The sequence below is a fragment of the Candidatus Chloroploca sp. Khr17 genome (assembly GCF_004138165.1).
Taxonomy (GTDB): Bacteria; Chloroflexota; Chloroflexia; order Chloroflexales; family Chloroflexaceae; genus Chloroploca.
Genome location: NZ_RYFF01000057.1, coordinates 15,031 through 31,970, shown reverse-complemented (window position 1 = coordinate 31,970; position 16,940 = coordinate 15,031). Strand labels below are relative to the sequence as shown.

The 16,940-nt window shown below is 60.8% G+C and carries 13 protein-coding genes and 3 pseudogenes; 13 read left to right on the top strand and 3 right to left on the bottom strand.

Translation table 11 applies throughout. The features are described from left to right. Positions 1-859 precede the first annotated feature (859 nt). The 4 genes and pseudogenes from EKD05_RS21740 to EKD05_RS21725 form a co-directional block, all read left to right on the top strand. Positions 860-1,378, top strand: a pseudogene (locus EKD05_RS21740) (type I restriction-modification system subunit M N-terminal domain-containing protein); the annotation flags it as partial. A gap of 258 nt (positions 1,379-1,636) precedes the next feature. Continuing rightward, positions 1,637-3,748, top strand: coding sequence for a DUF262 domain-containing protein (locus EKD05_RS21735; protein ID WP_129677089.1), 2,112 nt, complete (start codon positions 1,637-1,639; stop codon positions 3,746-3,748). Further along, positions 3,745-4,911, top strand: coding sequence for a restriction endonuclease subunit S (locus EKD05_RS21730; RefSeq protein WP_129677087.1), 1,167 nt, complete (start codon positions 3,745-3,747; stop codon positions 4,909-4,911). Before EKD05_RS21735 ends, EKD05_RS21730 begins: the two co-directional genes overlap by 4 nt. A 41-nt stretch (positions 4,912-4,952) precedes the next feature. Next, positions 4,953-5,237: a hypothetical protein gene (locus EKD05_RS21725; RefSeq protein ID WP_129677085.1), complete on the top strand. Its 285-nt coding sequence runs from the start codon at positions 4,953-4,955 to the stop codon at positions 5,235-5,237. Positions 5,238-5,329: 92 nt separating this feature from the next. On the opposite strand, the gene EKD05_RS21720 is transcribed toward EKD05_RS21725, so the two are convergent. Further along, the gene (locus EKD05_RS21720) at positions 5,330-5,560 is read right to left on the bottom strand and encodes a DUF433 domain-containing protein (RefSeq protein WP_129677083.1); all 231 of its coding nucleotides are present in this window, start codon (positions 5,558-5,560) and stop codon (positions 5,330-5,332) included. Between the two features lie 202 nt (positions 5,561-5,762). On the opposite strand from EKD05_RS21720, the pseudogene EKD05_RS27305 reads away from it, so the two are divergent. Next, a pseudogene (locus tag EKD05_RS27305) lies at positions 5,763-6,254 on the top strand (type I restriction endonuclease); the annotation flags it as partial. A 63-nt stretch (positions 6,255-6,317) separates the two neighbouring features. On the opposite strand, the pseudogene EKD05_RS27300 reads toward EKD05_RS27305, so the two are convergent. Continuing rightward, positions 6,318-6,461, bottom strand: a pseudogene (locus EKD05_RS27300) (NUDIX domain-containing protein); the annotation flags it as partial. Positions 6,462-6,519: 58 nt separating this feature from the next. Beyond that, a complete protein-coding gene (locus EKD05_RS21705; protein WP_165360882.1) occupies positions 6,520-7,566 on the bottom strand; it encodes an AraC family transcriptional regulator in 1,047 nt (348 codons plus the stop codon). A gap of 121 nt (positions 7,567-7,687) precedes the next feature. Between EKD05_RS21705 and EKD05_RS21700 the strand changes: the two genes are divergently transcribed. From EKD05_RS21700 to EKD05_RS21665, 8 genes are all read left to right on the top strand, one after another. Beyond that, positions 7,688-8,395 (top strand): hypothetical protein, encoded by a 708-nt coding sequence (locus tag EKD05_RS21700; RefSeq protein ID WP_165360881.1) that lies wholly within the window; start codon positions 7,688-7,690, stop codon positions 8,393-8,395. Continuing rightward, a complete protein-coding gene (locus tag EKD05_RS21695; protein WP_129677077.1) occupies positions 8,392-8,862 on the top strand; it encodes a flavodoxin family protein in 471 nt (156 codons plus the stop codon). Before EKD05_RS21700 ends, EKD05_RS21695 begins: the two co-directional genes overlap by 4 nt. Continuing rightward, on the top strand, positions 8,859-9,575 hold the full coding sequence (locus EKD05_RS21690; protein WP_129677075.1) for a DUF4386 family protein: 717 nt from the start codon (positions 8,859-8,861) through the stop codon (positions 9,573-9,575). Before EKD05_RS21695 ends, EKD05_RS21690 begins: the two co-directional genes overlap by 4 nt. A gap of 15 nt (positions 9,576-9,590) precedes the next feature. After that, on the top strand, positions 9,591-10,076 hold the full coding sequence (locus EKD05_RS21685; protein ID WP_129677073.1) for a hypothetical protein: 486 nt from the start codon (positions 9,591-9,593) through the stop codon (positions 10,074-10,076). 23 nt (positions 10,077-10,099) lie between these two features. Then, positions 10,100-10,813 carry a hypothetical protein gene (locus tag EKD05_RS21680; protein WP_129677071.1) on the top strand — a complete coding sequence of 238 codons (714 nt, stop codon included), beginning with the start codon at positions 10,100-10,102 and terminating at the stop codon, positions 10,811-10,813. A gap of 451 nt (positions 10,814-11,264) precedes the next feature. Next, entirely contained in the window at positions 11,265-11,525 is a 261-nt protein-coding gene (locus EKD05_RS21675; protein ID WP_129677069.1) for a hypothetical protein, read from the top strand. A 210-nt stretch (positions 11,526-11,735) separates the two neighbouring features. Then, complete coding sequence (locus EKD05_RS21670; protein WP_165360880.1) at positions 11,736-15,032, top strand: AAA family ATPase; 3,297 nt, start codon at positions 11,736-11,738, stop codon at positions 15,030-15,032. A 60-nt stretch (positions 15,033-15,092) separates the two neighbouring features. Beyond that, positions 15,093-16,802 carry an FG-GAP-like repeat-containing protein gene (locus EKD05_RS21665; RefSeq protein ID WP_165360879.1) on the top strand — a complete coding sequence of 570 codons (1,710 nt, stop codon included), beginning with the start codon at positions 15,093-15,095 and terminating at the stop codon, positions 16,800-16,802. Positions 16,803-16,940 lie beyond the last annotated feature (138 nt).

Here is a 16,940-nt window from a genome sequence, read left to right as displayed (position 1 = left end):
GTGTCGTAGGCCACCCTGTAGGGAGTGCCCCTACATACTGAGTACCTGCGATACAACGCTAGGGAAAAGAGAACTATGCACGTCCCGAGTCATAACGATATCTGACTCGTCTCGACCATCAACCACCGCCCCACGCCCGCATCCCACCGCAGCGTAGAGTTCACCCGCACCGTCGCCTGCGCCAGCGCGACGGCCCCGGCCTCCTGGTTGCTCCAGGTCTCCTGGGTGACGATGGTGATGGTGATCGCGCCGATGCCCCGGCGGCACCCGCCAACAATGGGGCACCCGCCACCAACCGGGCACCCGCCAGGGGTGCCCCTACAGGGCTGGGGGCGTCAAAGGGTTTCACCAGATGGCGTCAAACCGCTCTGAGGCCCGGGAGGGCGTCTGGATGGCGAGTGGCTTCGTCGCGTCGTCGGAAACCTGCCAGGTGTGCGCCGCCGCAATCCGTGGGGGAACGGAGCGGTGTCCCGGCGCACACCTGGCAGGTTTGATGGGGTGGCCCGCCGCCATGTGGCAATAGCGCGCACGGGAACGCCCGTGACCGAGCAGGTGAAACCCTTTGACGGGCCGGGGGCCGGGGCCGGTGTAGGGGCACCCCTTGCGGGTGCCCTTGCGGGGTGCATACACAGAAGGTGCCATCGCCCTACATTGCCACCACGCACATATTGACATGTCCGATAAGCGCGTGCTACAGTACAGCAGTTAACGCCTACATCACACACACAGCATACGCATGCATCTGTCGATCGTCGCATATGCGGCAGAGCAGTATCGCCACGACCGGAATGGATGTGTCGCCGGGCGATGATGATCTTCGCGCGGCGATGGAACGCGCTACATGCTAAGAACTGACTCTATGACTGAAACTCCCCTCAATCTGGGCTGGATTGCCAACTTTATCTGGGGCATTGCCGATGATGTGCTGCGCGATGTGTATGTGCGCGGCAAGTATCGTGATGTCATTCTGCCGATGACGGTGATCCGCCGACTCGATGTGCTGCTTGAGCCGACCAAGCCGGATGTTCTGAAGATGAAGGCGCAACTCGATGCGGCGGACGTCGCGAACCAGCACGCGGCGCTCTGCCAGACTGCTCGCGAGGCGTTCTACAATACCTCCAAGTTTACTCTGCGCGACCTCAAGGCGCGGACGCGCCAGCAGCAACTCAAGGCTGATTTCGAGGCCTATCTCGATGGCTTTTCGCCGAATGTCCAGGAGATCCTCGAAAAATTCAAGTTTCGCAATCAGCTTGCTACCCTGGTGGATGCCGATATCCTTGGCAGTCTGATCGAGAAGTTTCTTGATCCTGCGATCAACCTTAGCCCGAACCCGGTGCTTGATGCGCACGGCAATGTACGGCTCCCCGCGCCAGACAGCAAACTGCGCGATACCGAGCAGGTGCCGCTGCTGGAACCGGACGGTGTCGCGGCCTTTGTGCGCCGCGAGGTGCTGCCCTATGTCCCTGACGCCTGGGTTGACCAGGATGCCACGAAGATTGGCTACGAGATCTCGTTCACCCGCTACTTCTACAAGCCCCAGCCGCTACGGACGCTTGAAGAGATCCGCGCTGAAATCGAGGCTCTTGAGCGAGAGACCGAGGGGCTGTTGAGTGATATCATTCGATGAGGATCAACCATGAAAGCAACTGAAGCCAGACTCCTCGACTTTCTCAAGAAATCGCCTCAGTTCGTCATTCCTATCTATCAGCGCACCTATAGTTGGGGCGATCAGGAGTGCCGGCAGTTGTGGGGCGACATCCTTCGCACGGGTAGCGATGACGCGGTATCCGCGCACTTCGTCGGCTCCATCGTTTATGTCGAGAAGGGTCTCTACAGCGTAACGACCCAGCCACCACTCCTTGTTATTGACGGTCAACAGCGTCTTACCACCCTCACGTTGCTTATTGCTGCGCTTGCCAACGCATTAGATAAGCTGGATGAGAAGAGCCGTGAGCCAGTAGATGGTTTTTCACCGCGCAAGCTACGCAACTACTACCTACTGAACCCGGAAGAAGAAGGGGAGCGCCGCTACAAGCTGATCTTATCGCAGACCGACAAGGATTCGCTTACTGCTATTGTCGGTAATCTTGAGCAGCCCAAGGAACAATCCCTACGGGTCACGAAGAATTTTGCACTCTTCGAATCATTGATTGACAGTCGTAAGGGCGATCTGAAAGCGGTGTGCAAAGGGTTGTCAAAGTTAGTCGTTGTAGACATTGCGCTCAATCGCGACCAGGATAACCCTCAGTTGATTTTCGAGAGCATGAACTCGACTGGCCGTGAGTTGACCCAAGCCGACCTGATTCGCAATTTCATCTTGATGGGGTTAGAGCCACAGTTACAGACTCGGCTCTATGATTGCTATTGGCGACCCATGGAGATAGATTTTGGACAGGAAGCATACAGCACGTATTTCGATAGCTTTATGCGCCACTACCTGACGGTGAAGACCGGCGACATCCCAAACGTGCGCGAGGTATATGAGGCATTCAAGAGCTATGCCCGCTTGCCCACAATTGCCACCGCAGGGGTCGAAGCACTCGTGTCTGACATCCGAATATTTGCGCACTACTTCTGCGCCATGGCCTTGGGAGCGGAGACCAACAAGGATCTGAAATTCGCCTTCCACGACCTCCGCGAATTGAAAGTGGAGGTAGCGTATCCCTTCTTACTCGAACTCTATCACGACTACAACGCCAAGGTGCTATCCACTGCGGATTTTGTGGCAGCAGTACGCCTGGTGGAGTCCTATGTGTTCCGCCGTGCTATCTGTGCTATCCCCACCAATTCAATGAATAAGACCTTCGCCACCTTTACGAAGGCGCTTAAGAAGGAACACTATCTTGAGAGCATCAAGGCGCATTTGTTGGCGTTGCCCTCGTATCGCCGTTTCCCGAGCGATGAGGAGTTCCGCCGCGATTTTCAGATCCGCGATCTTTACAACTTCCGCAGTCGTAGCTATTGGCTGCGCCGTTTTGAGACCCATGACCGTAAAGAGCACGTCCCAGTAGATGAATACACCATCGAGCATATTTTGCCGCAGAACGAAGCGCTTCCTGCCACCTGGCGTGCAGCATTAGGCCCAGAGTGGGCGCGAATTCAGCAGACGTGGCTACACACCCTTGGCAATCTCACACTTACCGGCTACAACTCAGAATACAGCGACCGATCGTTCACGGAAAAACGCGATATGGACGGTGGTTTCAAAGCAAGCCCGCTCAAGCTCAATGCCGGTCTCGGTCAGCTTGACCAGTGGAACGAGGATACGATCAAGGCACGTGCCGCAAAACTGGCAGACATGGCGCTCTATGTTTGGGCTGCTCCAGTACTGCCAGCCGATGCACGTATAGCGTACAAGCCAAAAGCAGCACCGGCAGCCTATACAATGAAAGACCATCCAAATCTTAGTAATGGGACGCTCCAAGAGGTCTTTGAGGCGTTCCGCAAGCAGGTGCTGGCACTCGATCCGTGTGTAACGGAAGAGTTCCTCAAGTATTACGTGGCCTACAAAGCCGAGACCAATTTTGTAGATGCTGTGCCGCAGGCGAAACGATTACGGCTATCGCTTAATATCGCCTTCGCCGAAATCAATGACCCCAAAGGCCTTTGCAAAGACATCACTAATGTTGGGCGATGGGGTAATGGCGATGTAGAAGTGAGCCTCGCTTCGCTCGAAGAACTGCCCTACGTCCTGGGGTTAGTACGACAGGCGCTTGAAACACAACTGGGGAATGGGGTCAGCGCATGACGCGCAATCTCAAGCCCTACCCCGCCTATAAGGACTCCGGCGTGCCGTGGCTCGGGGAGATCCCGGCGCATTGGGAAATAAAACGTCAGCGGAATATTGTCGACATGCTTGTGAGCAACGTTGACAAGCTCTCAGTTGATGGGGAAGCCCCTGTCCGCCTGTGCAACTACGTTGATGTCTACAAGAATGATCATATTACTGAGCGCATTCAGTTTATGCGAGCGACTGCTTCAGCGACGGAAATTGACCGGTTTAGGCTTCGATTAGGCGATGTGCTCATCACCAAGGACTCAGAATCGTGGAATGACATCGGCGTCCCCTCACTCGTCGAATATGTCGCAGAAGATCTTATCTGTGGCTATCATCTTGCATTACTCCGCCCTCGTCTTGCATTACTCCGCCCTCGTCCAAACATCCTGATCGGGTCGTTTCTCTTGCGCGCTATTCAAAGCCGTGGGGTTTCCATTCAGTACCATATCGCGGCAAATGGCGTAACGCGATATGGCCTTTCGCAGGATGCAATCAAAAGTGTGCTTGTCCCCATCCCGTCTCTCGAAGAGCAACACCGCATCGCCGCCTTCCTCACCCACATCGACCGCCGCGTCAACCGCTTCATCCGCGCCAAGCGCCGCATGATCGCGCTGCTGAACGAGCAGAAGCAAGCGATCATCCACCGCGCCGTGACCCGTGGACTCGATCCCGATGTGAAACTCAAGCCCTCGGGCGTGGCGTGGCTGGGGGAGGTGCCGGAGCATTGGAAAGCGACCAGACTAAAGTACGTGGCTAAAGTTCAGACAGGTATTACTCTGGGTAAGAGTTATGGGGGCATACCACTTAAAAATAGACCCTACTTGCGGGTTGCCAACGTACAGGATGGCTATTTGGACTTAAAAGAGATAACAACTGTTAATGTACCTGCTTCAGAAATAATTAGTTATGAACTCAGATTTGGTGATGTGCTAATGACTGAGGGAGGAGATATTGATAAGCTTGGGAGAGGATGTATTTGGCGTGGTGAAATTCTTGGATGTCTACACCAAAACCATATTTTTGCAGTACGAGCGGATCATAGTCAGTTACTCCCTGAATTTCTTATTCTGTTGATGACATCAAGACACGGACGGATGTATTTTCAAATCACTGCTAAAAAACAACAAATTTAGCATCTACTAATGGTACTAAATTAAAATCCTTTCCCTTGCTTTTGCCTGATATTGAAGAGCAACAGCAGTTACTTGACTATGTTAGAGAACATACGGTTGATTTAGATAATGCAATTGCTAAAGCACTCAAAGAAATCGACCTCATCCGCGAGTACCGCACGCGCCTGATCGCCGACGTGGTCACGGGCAAGCTGGATGTGCGCGGCGTGGACCTCGCCGCCTACGGTGATGAGCTTGCAGGGCTGGACGAGGCCCTGGCTGATGAGGAAGACGTTGGTGAGCAAGCGTTGGAGTTAGTTGACGAAGCGGAGGAATCTGTAGACTAACGAATACCGTTCTACTGAAGTTCCAGGACACCGAGGTCAGGATCATCAGTAAATTACCAGCCGTGGCGAGAGATTATGATCGAAGAGGAGTTTCATGCGTGGGCCACAAGCAAGTGGCGCTCGCGGTCAGCGGCGTAGCTGAGACATGCCTGGATATCCTCTGCGGTGAGGTAGGGAAAGTCGTCCAAAATATCCTGGGGCGTCATGCCCGCCGCGAGGTAAGAAAGCACATCGTATACAGTTATGCGCATTCCACGAATAATTGGCTTCCCACTGCGGATGCCTGGCTCAAGGCTAATGATTGTTTGATATGGTGTAGGCATGCAATGCTCCTGTATATAATCTTTTGGGTTCACGCGAGACACATCAACGATAGCATTATTGTACCATGTCGATGTGGGAGAGGGGGCAGGGGGTGAGGGCCATTACGTGGCATTCCCATCGTCTATCCGTGGCGTATAGAGCTCCTGATGCAATCGCCAGGCAAGTGCAGCGCACCACTGTCCATCAAGAGAAGGCTACCCCATGAAGAGCGACACGAGCGAGCGCGGGCTTGAAACGATCATCGTCACCGCCCTGGTTGACGAGGCTGGCTACATCCAGGGCGACCCACAAGACTACGACCGCGAGCACGCGGTTGACCTAGCCCAACTGCTAGCCTTCCTCAATGCTACCCAGCCCAACGCGGTGGAGCAGCTGGGCCTGGCTAGCGATGGCCCGCGCCGCCAGCAGTTCCTGCACCGGCTCCAGGGCGAAATCACCCGCCACGGCGTGATCCACGTTCTACGGCACGGGGTCAAGCACGGCCCAGCCAGCCTTGATCTCTTCTACGGCACGCCCTCGCCGGGCAACGCCAATGCCGCCGTGCGCTTTGCCGCCAATATCTTCAGCGTCACGCGCCAACTCCACTACAGCAAGACCGAGGCGCAGCTCGCCCTCGACCTGTGCATTTTCATCAACGGCCTGCCGGTCATCACCTTCGAGCTGAAGAACCGGCTCACCAAGCAGACCATCGTGATCGTCCTCGGGATCGCCCCCTGGCTGTGCCTCGCCCCCGACCACCAGGCAGAGATAGGTGTGGAGCCAGGCATAGCTACCTTCAGGGATATCGGGGGTTACGAAGAGCAACCGCTGTGGTTCAATGTCCAACCCGGTCTCCTCGCGCACCTCGCGACGCAGACACGGCTCAGCATCCTCGCTGAGTTCGCGCCCACCACCCGGCACGATCCAGAACTGACGCCTGTCGGTGTGGTCATAGACATTGACCAGCAGGATGTGATGGTCACGTACAATACGCGGCGCTTTCAGGTGTCAAGGCTATGGCAATATCCCGGTACTCTCTTGGCGTAACCCCAAACCACTTCTTAAACGACTTACAGAAGACGCTTGGCTCTGAGAAACCCAGCAGGTAGGTGATTTGCTCGACCGAGTAGTTTTCGCGCAGATATTTCTTGGCCAACCGCTGGCGGATGTCGCGCAGCAGGTCGCTGAAGACCACGCCCTCGGCTTCCAGCCGCTTTTGCAGGGTGCGCACGCTGACGGCCATCTCACGGGCGACCTTCTTAATAGAGAGCGACTCCTCATCCAGCCGCGCAAGGATGATTTTGGTTACGGCCTGGGCCGTGGCGTCGTTCTGTTCCATCTGGGCGATGAAGTTCTGCGCATAGTGCTCGAAATGCTCCAGCAGGGACGGGTTGGCCATACGGACGGGCAGGTTGCCCATCCGCATATCGAGCGTCATCGCGTTTTCTCGTTGCCCAAAACAGACCGGGCAGTTGAAGATGCGCTCGTATTCGGTGCGCGATGCGGGTTCTGGATAGACGAAGGCCACTTCGAGAGGGTTGAGCGGCAGGCCAGAGAGCGTCCGCACCAGGCGCACGCTGCTCGAAAAGATCGAGTCGAAACAGTGTCGCGACATCGGTGGGGCGTGTGGCGGCGTGAAGTAGACCAGCCGCACCTTGCCCAGGCTGAGTTCGGCACGGCCAGTAATCAGGTTGCCGATGATGCGCTGGTAACGCCCCGATTTCTCGAAGGCTTCGCCAAGCGTTTTGCAGTTCATCATCAGGTAGCCGAGGATGGACCAACTGCCGGGTTGGGCGAACTCGCCCATATGCAGGCCGAAATACGGGTCGTTGACGTACTGCGCCGCACTGTCCTGGATGTGCAGATAGGTCTCGACCGGAAGATAGGCGTCCGGCGAGCGCACCGTTTCCGGTTCAATGCCCAAAGAACGCAGGAATGCGTCGATATCCACCTTGAGTGAGTCGAGGTAGATGAACATCTGCGCCAGGACACTGGCTGAAATAGTGATTGGTTCAAGCGTCATCATGCACGTATGATACATCATTTTTGCGCCACATGTCATGTTTTGTGCAGCAAAGGCCATAGCCGCTGACCAGACTGAAGGGTATGATGAACCTGACCTCATGTGGCTGGCGAAAGGAATTGCCATGACCGAAACCAACAGCAAAAACCTGTACCGTATCGGCGGGATGGCGGCCCTGGTGCAACTGGCCGCGATTGTGGCCTCGATTGTGATCGCGGTTGCGCTTGGCCCCCGGCCCACCAGCGCCGCCGAGTTCTTTGCCATTCAGCAGATGAACCCGCTGGCCGCCCTGCTGCGCGGCGATTTCGTGCTGATGGTCTTCTTGCTCGGCGCATATATGGGCACGTTCCCAGCACTCTGGTGGAACTTGCGCCACGTTAGCCCAATCGCGGCGACCTTCGCAACAATGTTCACGCTCATTGCCGTCACGCTCAGCTTCTCGGGCGAAGCCACCTTTGCCCTGCTCCACCTGGGCGACCTGTATCACGCCGCAACCAGTGAGGCCCAACGTGCCCAATTTCTCGCGGCAGGTGAAGCGGTCTTAGCGGCGGGGTGGTGGCACGGTTCTGGTTCCTATATGACCGGGATGCTCCTGCAAGGCGGGGGCATAATCATCTCGCTGGTGATGCTGAAAAGCAACGACTTTAGCAAAGTGACCGCCATCAGCGGGCTGGTGGGCAACGCCCTCGATCTAGTGCAGCACCTGTTGCACCCGTTTGCGCCCGCCGTAGCCGCGCCTATTCAGATGTTCATGGGCGTTTTCTACCTGGTCTGGTTCCCCATGCTGGCATGGGATTTGTTCCGGCTGGCACAAGCAAGGAGCCATCGATGAACGCGCTTGTGATCTACGACTCAGTTTTCGGCAATACCGAAACAATCGCCCAGGTCATCGCGGCAGCGCTCGGCACACAGGCCATTCCCGTCAGCCAGGCGGAGGCAGGTCGACTGTGCGGCCTTGACCTGCTGGTGGTCGGCTCGCCGACGCGCGGCTTTCGCCCAACCGAGGGCATGGCTAAACTGCTGCATGGTTTGCCCAAAAACCACCTGACCGGCGTGCGGGTGGCCGCCTTCGACACGCGCATTGCGTTGGAGACGATTAATTCCAGAGCTCTGCGTTTCCTGGTGGACAAGGGTGGGTACGCCGCCAGCACGCTTGCCAAAACGCTCGAAAAAAAGGGCGGTGTGGTAACTGCCCCGCCAGAAGGCTTTTTCGTCACCGGCGAGCAGGGGCCACTGAAAGAGGGCGAAGGCGAACGCGCCGCAGCCTGGGCGGGCGGGCTCGGCACAAGGAGCGAATGATGCTGGCTGAAGCGAACTGGAAAAGCATCTACCGCCTCGGCGCGGTCGCCGCGCTGCTGGCGGTGGTGTTTGCCGTGCTGGAAATCCTGATTACGTTTGTGCCCGGCGGCGAGCGCGTCGCCCCTGAATTGCTCACCGTGCCACGCTGGTTCGCACGCTTGCAGGCCAATCCGTTGCTCGAATTGCGCAATCTGGGGCTGATCAACATCTTCCTGACCATGTTCGGGGTGCTGCTCGCGTTTGCCCTGTTTGCCGCGCACCGCACGGTCAACCCCGGCTGGGCGGGGTTGGCGCTGGTCATCGCTGCGATTGGCGGAGCGGTCTTCTTTGCCACCAACCGCAGTTTTGCCATGTTGGCACTCAGCAACCGGTACGCCACGGCCACCGACGACGCCCAACGTGCCGCCCTGGTGGCCGCAGGCGAAGCCATGTTGGCGGTCGGGGAGAGCCATACCCCCGGCACTTTCCTGGCTTTTGCGCTGAGCCTGCTTGCCAGTTTGCTGATGGCCTGGGTGATGCTGCGCGGCGGCGTCTTCAGCCGGGCCAGCGCCTATGTCGGCATGCTGGGCTTTGGGTTCCTGCTGGTCTTTGAAATCCTCTCCGTTTTTGTCCCGGCCCTGTTTGACATCGCCATGATCTTCGCCATGATTGGCGGAATTGCCAGCATCGTCTGGTACTTCATGGTTGCCCGGCGGCTGTTCCAATTGGCATAGATAAAGTGCCGTTCGATGGGTGACCGCTATGGAGGGAGGACGCTGATGCTTGCTCGTATCAGCACAACATTTGATGCTACAGTCGACCAACTCTGGCAGGCCATCAGCCGCCCGGACTCGCTGCGCTTTGTGTCCGCGCCGCTCCTGCATTTTGAGCCGCTGGTTCCCGGCGAGCTTGATGACGAGTGGGTCGTAGGCAAAACGTATGCTTTGCGGCTGTTCCTGTTTGGCGTTTTGCCCGCTGGCGAACACCGGATCACACTGGTCACGATCGACCGGGAGGCCAACCTGATCGAGAGCAAGGAGAGCGGCACCCTGGCGCCAGTCTGGAACCACACTATTCGGTTTCACGCCGTCGGGGATGGCAGATTGCAGTACACCGATGCGATCGAAATCCAGGCCGGGCTGCGAACCGGGATCATCTGGGCATTTGCCCACCTGTTCTACCGTCATCGCCAACGGCGCTGGAAAAGGCTCTTGCAGAGCAAGACGGAGGCGTAAAAACCTGTTGCAAGGGGAAGATTATGCCAGCCCACACAATGGATCCGCCAACCTTCGACCCACGCTACCAAAGCCTCTACCGCCTTGGCGGCAGCGCCAGCATCCTGATCGCCGTCTTCATCGTCCTTGCCATCGGCGCGTACTTTATTTGGCCTTACCGCGCCCATGAGACAACAATTCAAGCCATCTTTGACCTCCTGCAAACCGACCGCCTAGGTACCCTCATCGCACTCGATGTTTCGATGCTGGCGATTGGGCCAATCAGTATGCTGTTGTACCTGGCGTTGTATGCAGCCTTGCGACAGGTAGACGAAGCGGTGGCACTGCTTGCCCTGGCGCTGAATCTGCTTGCGGTGAGTTTGATCATCGTCTGTCGCCCGCTGGTTGAACTGGTGATGCTCAGCGACCACTATGCCATAGCCGTTGACGCCACCGAACAAATGCGCCTGCTGGCTGCCGGGGAAGTGCTGCGCGCCCAGTTGGATGGGACGGCCTGGGTTATGCAAAGCGCTTTCCTGATGATCGCCGGGCTGTTGAATAGCTCGCTCATGCTGCGAGCCCCTTTCTTTAGCCAAGCGACCGCCTGGCTTGGCATTGTCATCAGTGCCCTTGGGTTGGGCTTTTTCCTGCCCACGCTTGGTCCGCTCTTCCTTTTCATCAATACTATTGGCAGTGTTCCATGGTGTCTGCTGGTGGCGCGTTATTTGTTCAACATCGCCCAGTCGAAACCTGCGTAAAGCGCCCTCCTTTGGGCTGGGTTCCGTGCGCTAGAGTATCTTGCTGGGACGCGCTTTTTTCCGCCTGTCGAAAGGCTAATGATGTGATCAGAAGAGCATCGAAAGCCCTAACAACAGGAGGGGCAGCGCAAAAAAGACGCCGCCGAGATAGGCAAATGCTACCCATGGGCGCTCGCTGGCGGCTGTTCCCAGGCGTTCAGAGCCCACGACTGGCAAGTGGCGTAAGAAGGGAATGCCAAAGATAACAAGCGTGCCAAACCCCGCATGGCCTCACGTTCGATGGGCTCTTCCGCAACAGGCGTGCTCAGGCAAAAGCTGACGCAGCGGCACCGAGAGAAACGTCAGGGCTACGCTGAAAATGGGGGAACGTGGTTCCCCCATTTTCAGCGTAGCCCTGAGAGAAACGTCAGGTTGGGGCTTTGCATGAGCCCTGAGAGAAACGCCAGGGCTGATGCAACGTCCACCTGACCGAAGCACCGTCGGGCTGATGGTCTTTCAGGAAATGATCCGCTCTGAACCCGATGCCGTGGGGCTGAAGCCCTCGGCTATGGGAAGCGAAGCCCACCTTCGTGGGCTCTATCGGATTCATTGCTGGAAGACCATCAGCCCTCGGCTACGGGTCGCGAAGGCCGCCTGCGCGGCCTCATCCCGTCGGCGAAGGCCGGCTTCGCCGACGGGAGCCGGGCCGTTGACGGCGACCCCGGAGAGCTGACGTTGCAATCGCCCTGGCAACCTACCTTTGGCTCGTTGGCAAGACCCCGCAGAACGTGCTAGACTGGGGCAGATTCTAGCCGCACTGGTGAGCAATACGGTCGTACCGGCATGGTGGCCCAATGGCTACTGTTGTTAGCCATTACCTTCGCTTGACAGCGCTACTTTTGCGGCATTGCCTTTTATGAACCCTTATGCAAGGCCAAACCCTATGAGTACCCCGCCGCCGCTGCGACTCTTCCTGCTTGGCTCTTTCTCGGTCGACACCGACCGTCCGGGTTCGGCCCTGCGGCGCAAGGAGCGTGCTCTACTGGCCTATCTGGCGATGAGCGGTCGGCCCCAGCCGCGCCGCACGCTGATGAGCCTTTTCTGTCAGGAGGCCGACGCGCCGGCGCGCACGCTGGCGGTGCTGCTCAGTCGCATCCGCGCCCAGATCGGCGCGGATGTACTGCTTACAGACGCGGACCTGGTCTGGATCGATCGGCACCTGGTCTGGGTTGACGCGGTGGTTTTCGAGAATGCTCTCGGCTGCGATCTGGCGGCGCACTCGGACGATCAGCTCGAGGTGGCGGTCGCGCTCTATCGGGCCGAGTTGCTCGATGGGCTGACCCTGAGCGATGCGCCCGAGTTCGAGTTGTGGTTGCTGGGCCAGCGCGCCCATATGCGCCGCCTACAAGAGCGCGGCCTGATGGCGCTCGTCCGCCGCCGGATCGATCTGGGCCAGTTCGATGTCGCGCTGGGCTATGCCCGCCAGTTGGTCGAGCACAGCCCGCTGCTCGAAGAGGCCCACACCCAGTTGATCTGGCTCTACGCCCAGACTGGTCAGCGCGATGCCGCGCTGTGGCAGTACGAGCACTGCCGTGACCTGCTGCAGTCTGAGTTGGGCGTCGCGCCGGACGAGGCGCTGCAGTTGCTGTGGCGCGAGATCCTGGGCGGGCGGCAGGGCGGTCTCTCCCGACGCGAGGGGCTGGGTGTCGTACCCGCCGCGCCCAGGTTCGCGCCAGATTTTGTGGGCCGCGCCGCCGAGCTGGCGACGCTCCGCGCCGCCTGGCAGCACGCCCATGCCGGGCGCGGGAGCGTGATGATGTTGGCTGCCCAGGCCGGCGGCGGCAAGAGCCGGTTGGTCTACGAGGCGGCCCGGCACCTGTCGGCAGTGCTCTATGTTGGACGCTGCGGCGAGGCGACGCGCGATCTGCCCTACCAGCCCTGGGCCGAGATTCTGGAGGCACACATCCAGCGGCTCGATGCGAGCGTTGTCACGTCGATCGCCCCGACGCTCCAGGCCTGCCTGAGCCGCCTGCTGCCGGGGATGGCCCGGCGCTGGCCATCCGCCGCTGCGGGCGTGATCGATGAGCCAGAGCGGCTGTTCACTGCGGTGGTTGACGTTCTGGCTCACACCCCTACGAACCGCCCCGAGCCCTGCCTGCTTTTGCTCGATGATCTCCAATGGGCCGATGAGTCGAGCCTGCGCCTGCTGGCCTACCTTGCGCGGCTCATTGGCCGCTTGCCCTGGCTGCTGATTGGTGCCTACCGCGTCGAGGAGGCCGTTGCTGCCCCTGCGCTCGCCACGCTGATCGGCGACTTCGCCCGCCGCGATGTGCCCAGTTTGACGCTTGGCCCACTGGCCGTCGCCGATATCGCCGTGCTGGCCGGGCATGTCTGCCCGCAGCTTGCTCCCGGCGAGCGTGACCGGCTTGCCGCGCAGTTGGCCTGCTCGGCCGGCGGCAACGCGCTGTTCGTCACCGCCGTGCTACAGGATCTGGCCGGCGCCGCGCAACTGCCGGCCGAACTGCCCGTACCCTCCGGCGTGTACGACCTAGTGCAGCGGCGGCTGGGGCAGCTGCCGCAGAGCGATCGCCATGTGCTGGAGACGCTGGCGGTGGCCGGCGATGGCCTCGGGTTGGCCCAGCTGCAACAGCTTAGCGCACGCACCGAGCAGGAGACGGACGCGGCGCTTGAGCGCGCGCTTGCGGCGAGATTGCTGCTGGCCGCCGATGACGTCGCGCCGGTGCGCTATCGCTTTCACCACGACCTGGTACGTGAGGCGGTGTACGCGACGCTTTCGCCGGTGCGTCGGCAGCGGCTGCACCGGCGGATGGCCGGATGGCTGGAACGGGTCGCGGCACGCCGGTCACTCGCTGATCGCCAAGAGCAAGCCGGGCGAATCCTCTACCACGCGCAGCGCGGCGAGGCATTCGACCTGGCCTTCGAGTGGGCCCCGCTCGCCGCAACCCAGGCCCGCCAGATGTTCGCCTACAGCGACATGATGCGCGCGCTCGACGCGATGCGCGAGGCCTTCGCCCACTATCAGCTCTGGCCCGACTTCGATCCCGCTGCGGCCGAGCCCGCGCTGTTCGAGCAGTTCATGTGGTGGCTCACCTATGGCTGGGCGCTCGGTAAACCGGTGCCCGAGCAGCAAGAGGTGCTGGCACAGGCGCAGGCGATCCTCGATCGTCACCCCGCGCCGCTGCGCGCTGCCAAGCTCGACTATGTGCGCGCCCAGCTGACCCTCGACTACGCCGAGGCCATCCCGGCGCTGCTCGCTGTCCATCGCCAACTGCTCTACCTGGAGGAGTCGGCCCTGGCGGCGTTGGCTTTGGTCGAGGCAGCCAGCGCCTCGATCACGCTGAGCCGCAACCGCGAGGGCCGCGCACTCTACGCGCAGGCGCTGGCGCTCTACCGCGGCGAGCACGACGGCCCCGGCGAGATCCGCTGCCTGGCCGGTTTGGCCTGGGCCGCGCTCAACCTGGGCCAGATCGCCCTGGCGCTCGACCACTCCCGCCAGGCCCTGGCGATCAGCCAGGCTCGCGGCGATAAGCTGGGTCAGGCCCAGGCGCTGCTTGGCCTGGCCGCCGCCTGGACTTTTTACCACGCCCCGGACGAGATCGCCGCGCCGGCCGCCGCGGCCCAGGCGCTCTATGAGCAGATCGGCCTGGCCGGGCGAGCTATCCGCCCGCAGCTCTACCTGGGCGCGGCTCACGATATGCGTGGCAATGCGCCGACGGCTCGGGCGATCTATGAGGATGTCTTGGCCCAGGCGCTCGCCCAACAGGACAGTTGGGTCGCTGGCTGGGCCGCCCAGTTGTCCGGGCGGATCGAGTTGCGCCACGGACGGCTTGATGCAGCCACCGAGCGGATCGGCCAGGCCCGCGCGCTGCGGCTGCAGTCGGGCGAGCGCCAGAACCAGGTCAGTGACCTGGCCTGGCTGGGGCGGCTGGCTTTGGCTCAGGGCGATGTCGCGAACGCCCTGGATCACACCGCCCAGTCCGTCGAGTTGCTCGACGCCTTCGCCGGCGAGTATTACGTCTGGGAGCAGCCCGATGTGCTGATGTGCCGCGCCGAGGCGTTGGCCGCCGCCGGGCAGTCGGAAGCGGCGCTGGCCGTCGTCCGCCGCGCCCACGACACGTTGCACCAGTTCGCCGCCCAGATTGACGACCCGCAGCTGCTGGCCCGGTTTTTGGCCTACCCGCTGAACGCGCGGGTGGCGCGGGGTGAGGTGACGAGTTGACAGGGTGAGCGCGCCACCTTTGGAAACATGTTTGGAAACCGCCGCCGGTATGCTCCCCCTATGGCAACAACAAAACCAACCTCTGCCGCACTGGCGCTGGTCGTGATCGCGCTCGGGCTGATGCTCGGGCCGGCGTCGCTGGCTATCCGGGCGCAGCACCTGCTGATAACCGCGCAGAGCGGCACCTTCGTCGACAGCGGACAGGCACTTTCGGCATCCCTGGGGGTTGCCCTGGGCGATCTTGATGGCGACGGTGACCTCGATGCGGTGCTGGCCTCTGAAAGCGGTATCGCGGTCTGGCCGAACACTGGCGGCGGGACGTTCGCCGCCGGGCCGACCTTTGGCAGCGCCTATACGATTGGCGCCGCTCTGGGCGATCTCGACGGCGATAGCGACCTGGATATCTTTGCCGTCGAGGATGCGGTCGCCAGCGCCCGGATCTGGATCAACCAGGGTGGCAGCCAGGGCGGCGCTCAGGGTGACTTTGTCGCGGGCGGGCCGGCCTTCGGCGGCGATCTTCCGGGCGGGGTTGCGCTGGGCGATGTTGATGGCGATGGCGATCTCGACGCCTTTCTGGTGCGCAATATCGGCCGGCCCAACCAGGTCTGGCTCAATAATGGCAGCGGTGGCTTCGTCGATAGCGGCCAGATCCTTGGCGCAGGAAGCAGCAGCGCGGCGGCGCTAGGCGACCTCGACGGCGATGGTGATCTCGACGCCTTCGTGGCCGATGCTGCGGTCAATACGGTCTGGATCAACCAGGGTGGGGCGCAAAGCGGGACGCCGGGCGCTTTTAGCGACTCGGGGCAGAGCCTTGGCGACGCGCTTGCGGTTGGCGTCAGCCTCGGCGATACCGACCGCGACGGCGATCTGGACGCGGTGACGGCCAGCGTGAACAGCGGCGTGCGCCTGTGGATCAACCAGGGCGGCGCGCAGGCAGGGGCTGCCGGCGCCTTCGCCGCCGGGAGTATGCTCGGCACATCCGGCAACCGCCACGCTTCGCTCGTTGATGTGGATGGCGATGGCGACCGTGACCTGTTCGTGGCGCGCAGCAACGCCAACACCGTCTGGGTTAACCAGGGCGGCTTACAGGCGGGCGTCGCCGGAGTGTTTGTCGACAGCGGGCAGCGGCTAGGCAACCTGTTCAGCTACGCTGCGGCGCTGGGCGACCTCGACGGCGATAACGACGCCGACGCGCTCGTGACCAACTCGGGCGCCGCTACGAAGGTCTGGCGCAACGAGGGTCTCTCGGGCCTACAGACGGCCTACCAGATCCGCGACGGTGTGCTGGCGGGCAGCGCACGCGGACGGCGCTACATCGACCTGTACAACACCCACAGCCGGGAGATCCTGGATATAATCCTGGCCGATCGTGCGCTCTTCGAGACGGGCTACGACACGCTCATAGGGTGGCTCCCTGGACTCCAGACGCTGGTCGACGGCAGCGGCGGCGGCGCGGTGATCACGCAGGTGCAGGTCGACGCGTTGGACTCATTCCTGGGCGATCTAGAGGCGAGGGGCAGCGTGGCCCTGCGGCAGACGATCACTGACGAGCGCGCCGCGCTGCCCGCCCTCGACAGCTTCGTCGGTCAAACCATGGCCGAGGCCCGCGCCAACATCATCGGCACCGGCGAGCGCGCAGTCTACCTGCCGCTGATCCGCACACCGGGCGGATCGTTGCTCAGCCGACCTCAGCCACACCAGGACGGCGCAACCCAGGCGATGGGCGGCTGCTTTATGGCCTGCTGGCTGGGCACCTACGAGTGCCAATGAGATGCAATCTGCGCAGCCTGGTCGCCGGCGCGCGCCGCGCCTCTGCGGCTCTGCGTTAAAACGTGCGGTCTACCATGTGCATGGCTGGCGACCTTGTCACGATCCTGCGCCATCGTCCTGTACATACCGCGCAGCCAG

Excerpts from the sequence above, each read along its gene's own strand:
- EKD05_RS21735 (WP_129677089.1), top strand. The coding sequence starts at position 1,637 with ATGAAAGCAACTGAAGCCAGACTCCTCGACTTTCTCAAGAAATCGCCT.
- EKD05_RS21730 (WP_129677087.1), top strand. The coding sequence starts at position 3,745 with ATGACGCGCAATCTCAAGCCCTACCCCGCCTATAAGGACTCCGGCGTG.
- EKD05_RS21720 (WP_129677083.1), bottom strand. The coding sequence starts at position 5,560 with ATGCCTACACCATATCAAACAATCATTAGCCTTGAGCCAGGCATCCGC.
- EKD05_RS21705 (WP_165360882.1), bottom strand. The coding sequence starts at position 7,566 with ATGATGACGCTTGAACCAATCACTATTTCAGCCAGTGTCCTGGCGCAG.
- EKD05_RS21700 (WP_165360881.1), top strand. The coding sequence starts at position 7,688 with ATGACCGAAACCAACAGCAAAAACCTGTACCGTATCGGCGGGATGGCG.
- EKD05_RS21695 (WP_129677077.1), top strand. The coding sequence starts at position 8,392 with ATGAACGCGCTTGTGATCTACGACTCAGTTTTCGGCAATACCGAAACA.
- EKD05_RS21690 (WP_129677075.1), top strand. The coding sequence starts at position 8,859 with ATGATGCTGGCTGAAGCGAACTGGAAAAGCATCTACCGCCTCGGCGCG.
- EKD05_RS21685 (WP_129677073.1), top strand. The coding sequence starts at position 9,591 with ATGGGTGACCGCTATGGAGGGAGGACGCTGATGCTTGCTCGTATCAGC.
- EKD05_RS21680 (WP_129677071.1), top strand. The coding sequence starts at position 10,100 with ATGCCAGCCCACACAATGGATCCGCCAACCTTCGACCCACGCTACCAA.
- EKD05_RS21675 (WP_129677069.1), top strand. The coding sequence starts at position 11,265 with ATGCAACGTCCACCTGACCGAAGCACCGTCGGGCTGATGGTCTTTCAG.
- EKD05_RS21670 (WP_165360880.1), top strand. The coding sequence starts at position 11,736 with ATGAGTACCCCGCCGCCGCTGCGACTCTTCCTGCTTGGCTCTTTCTCG.
- EKD05_RS21665 (WP_165360879.1), top strand. The coding sequence starts at position 15,093 with ATGGCAACAACAAAACCAACCTCTGCCGCACTGGCGCTGGTCGTGATC.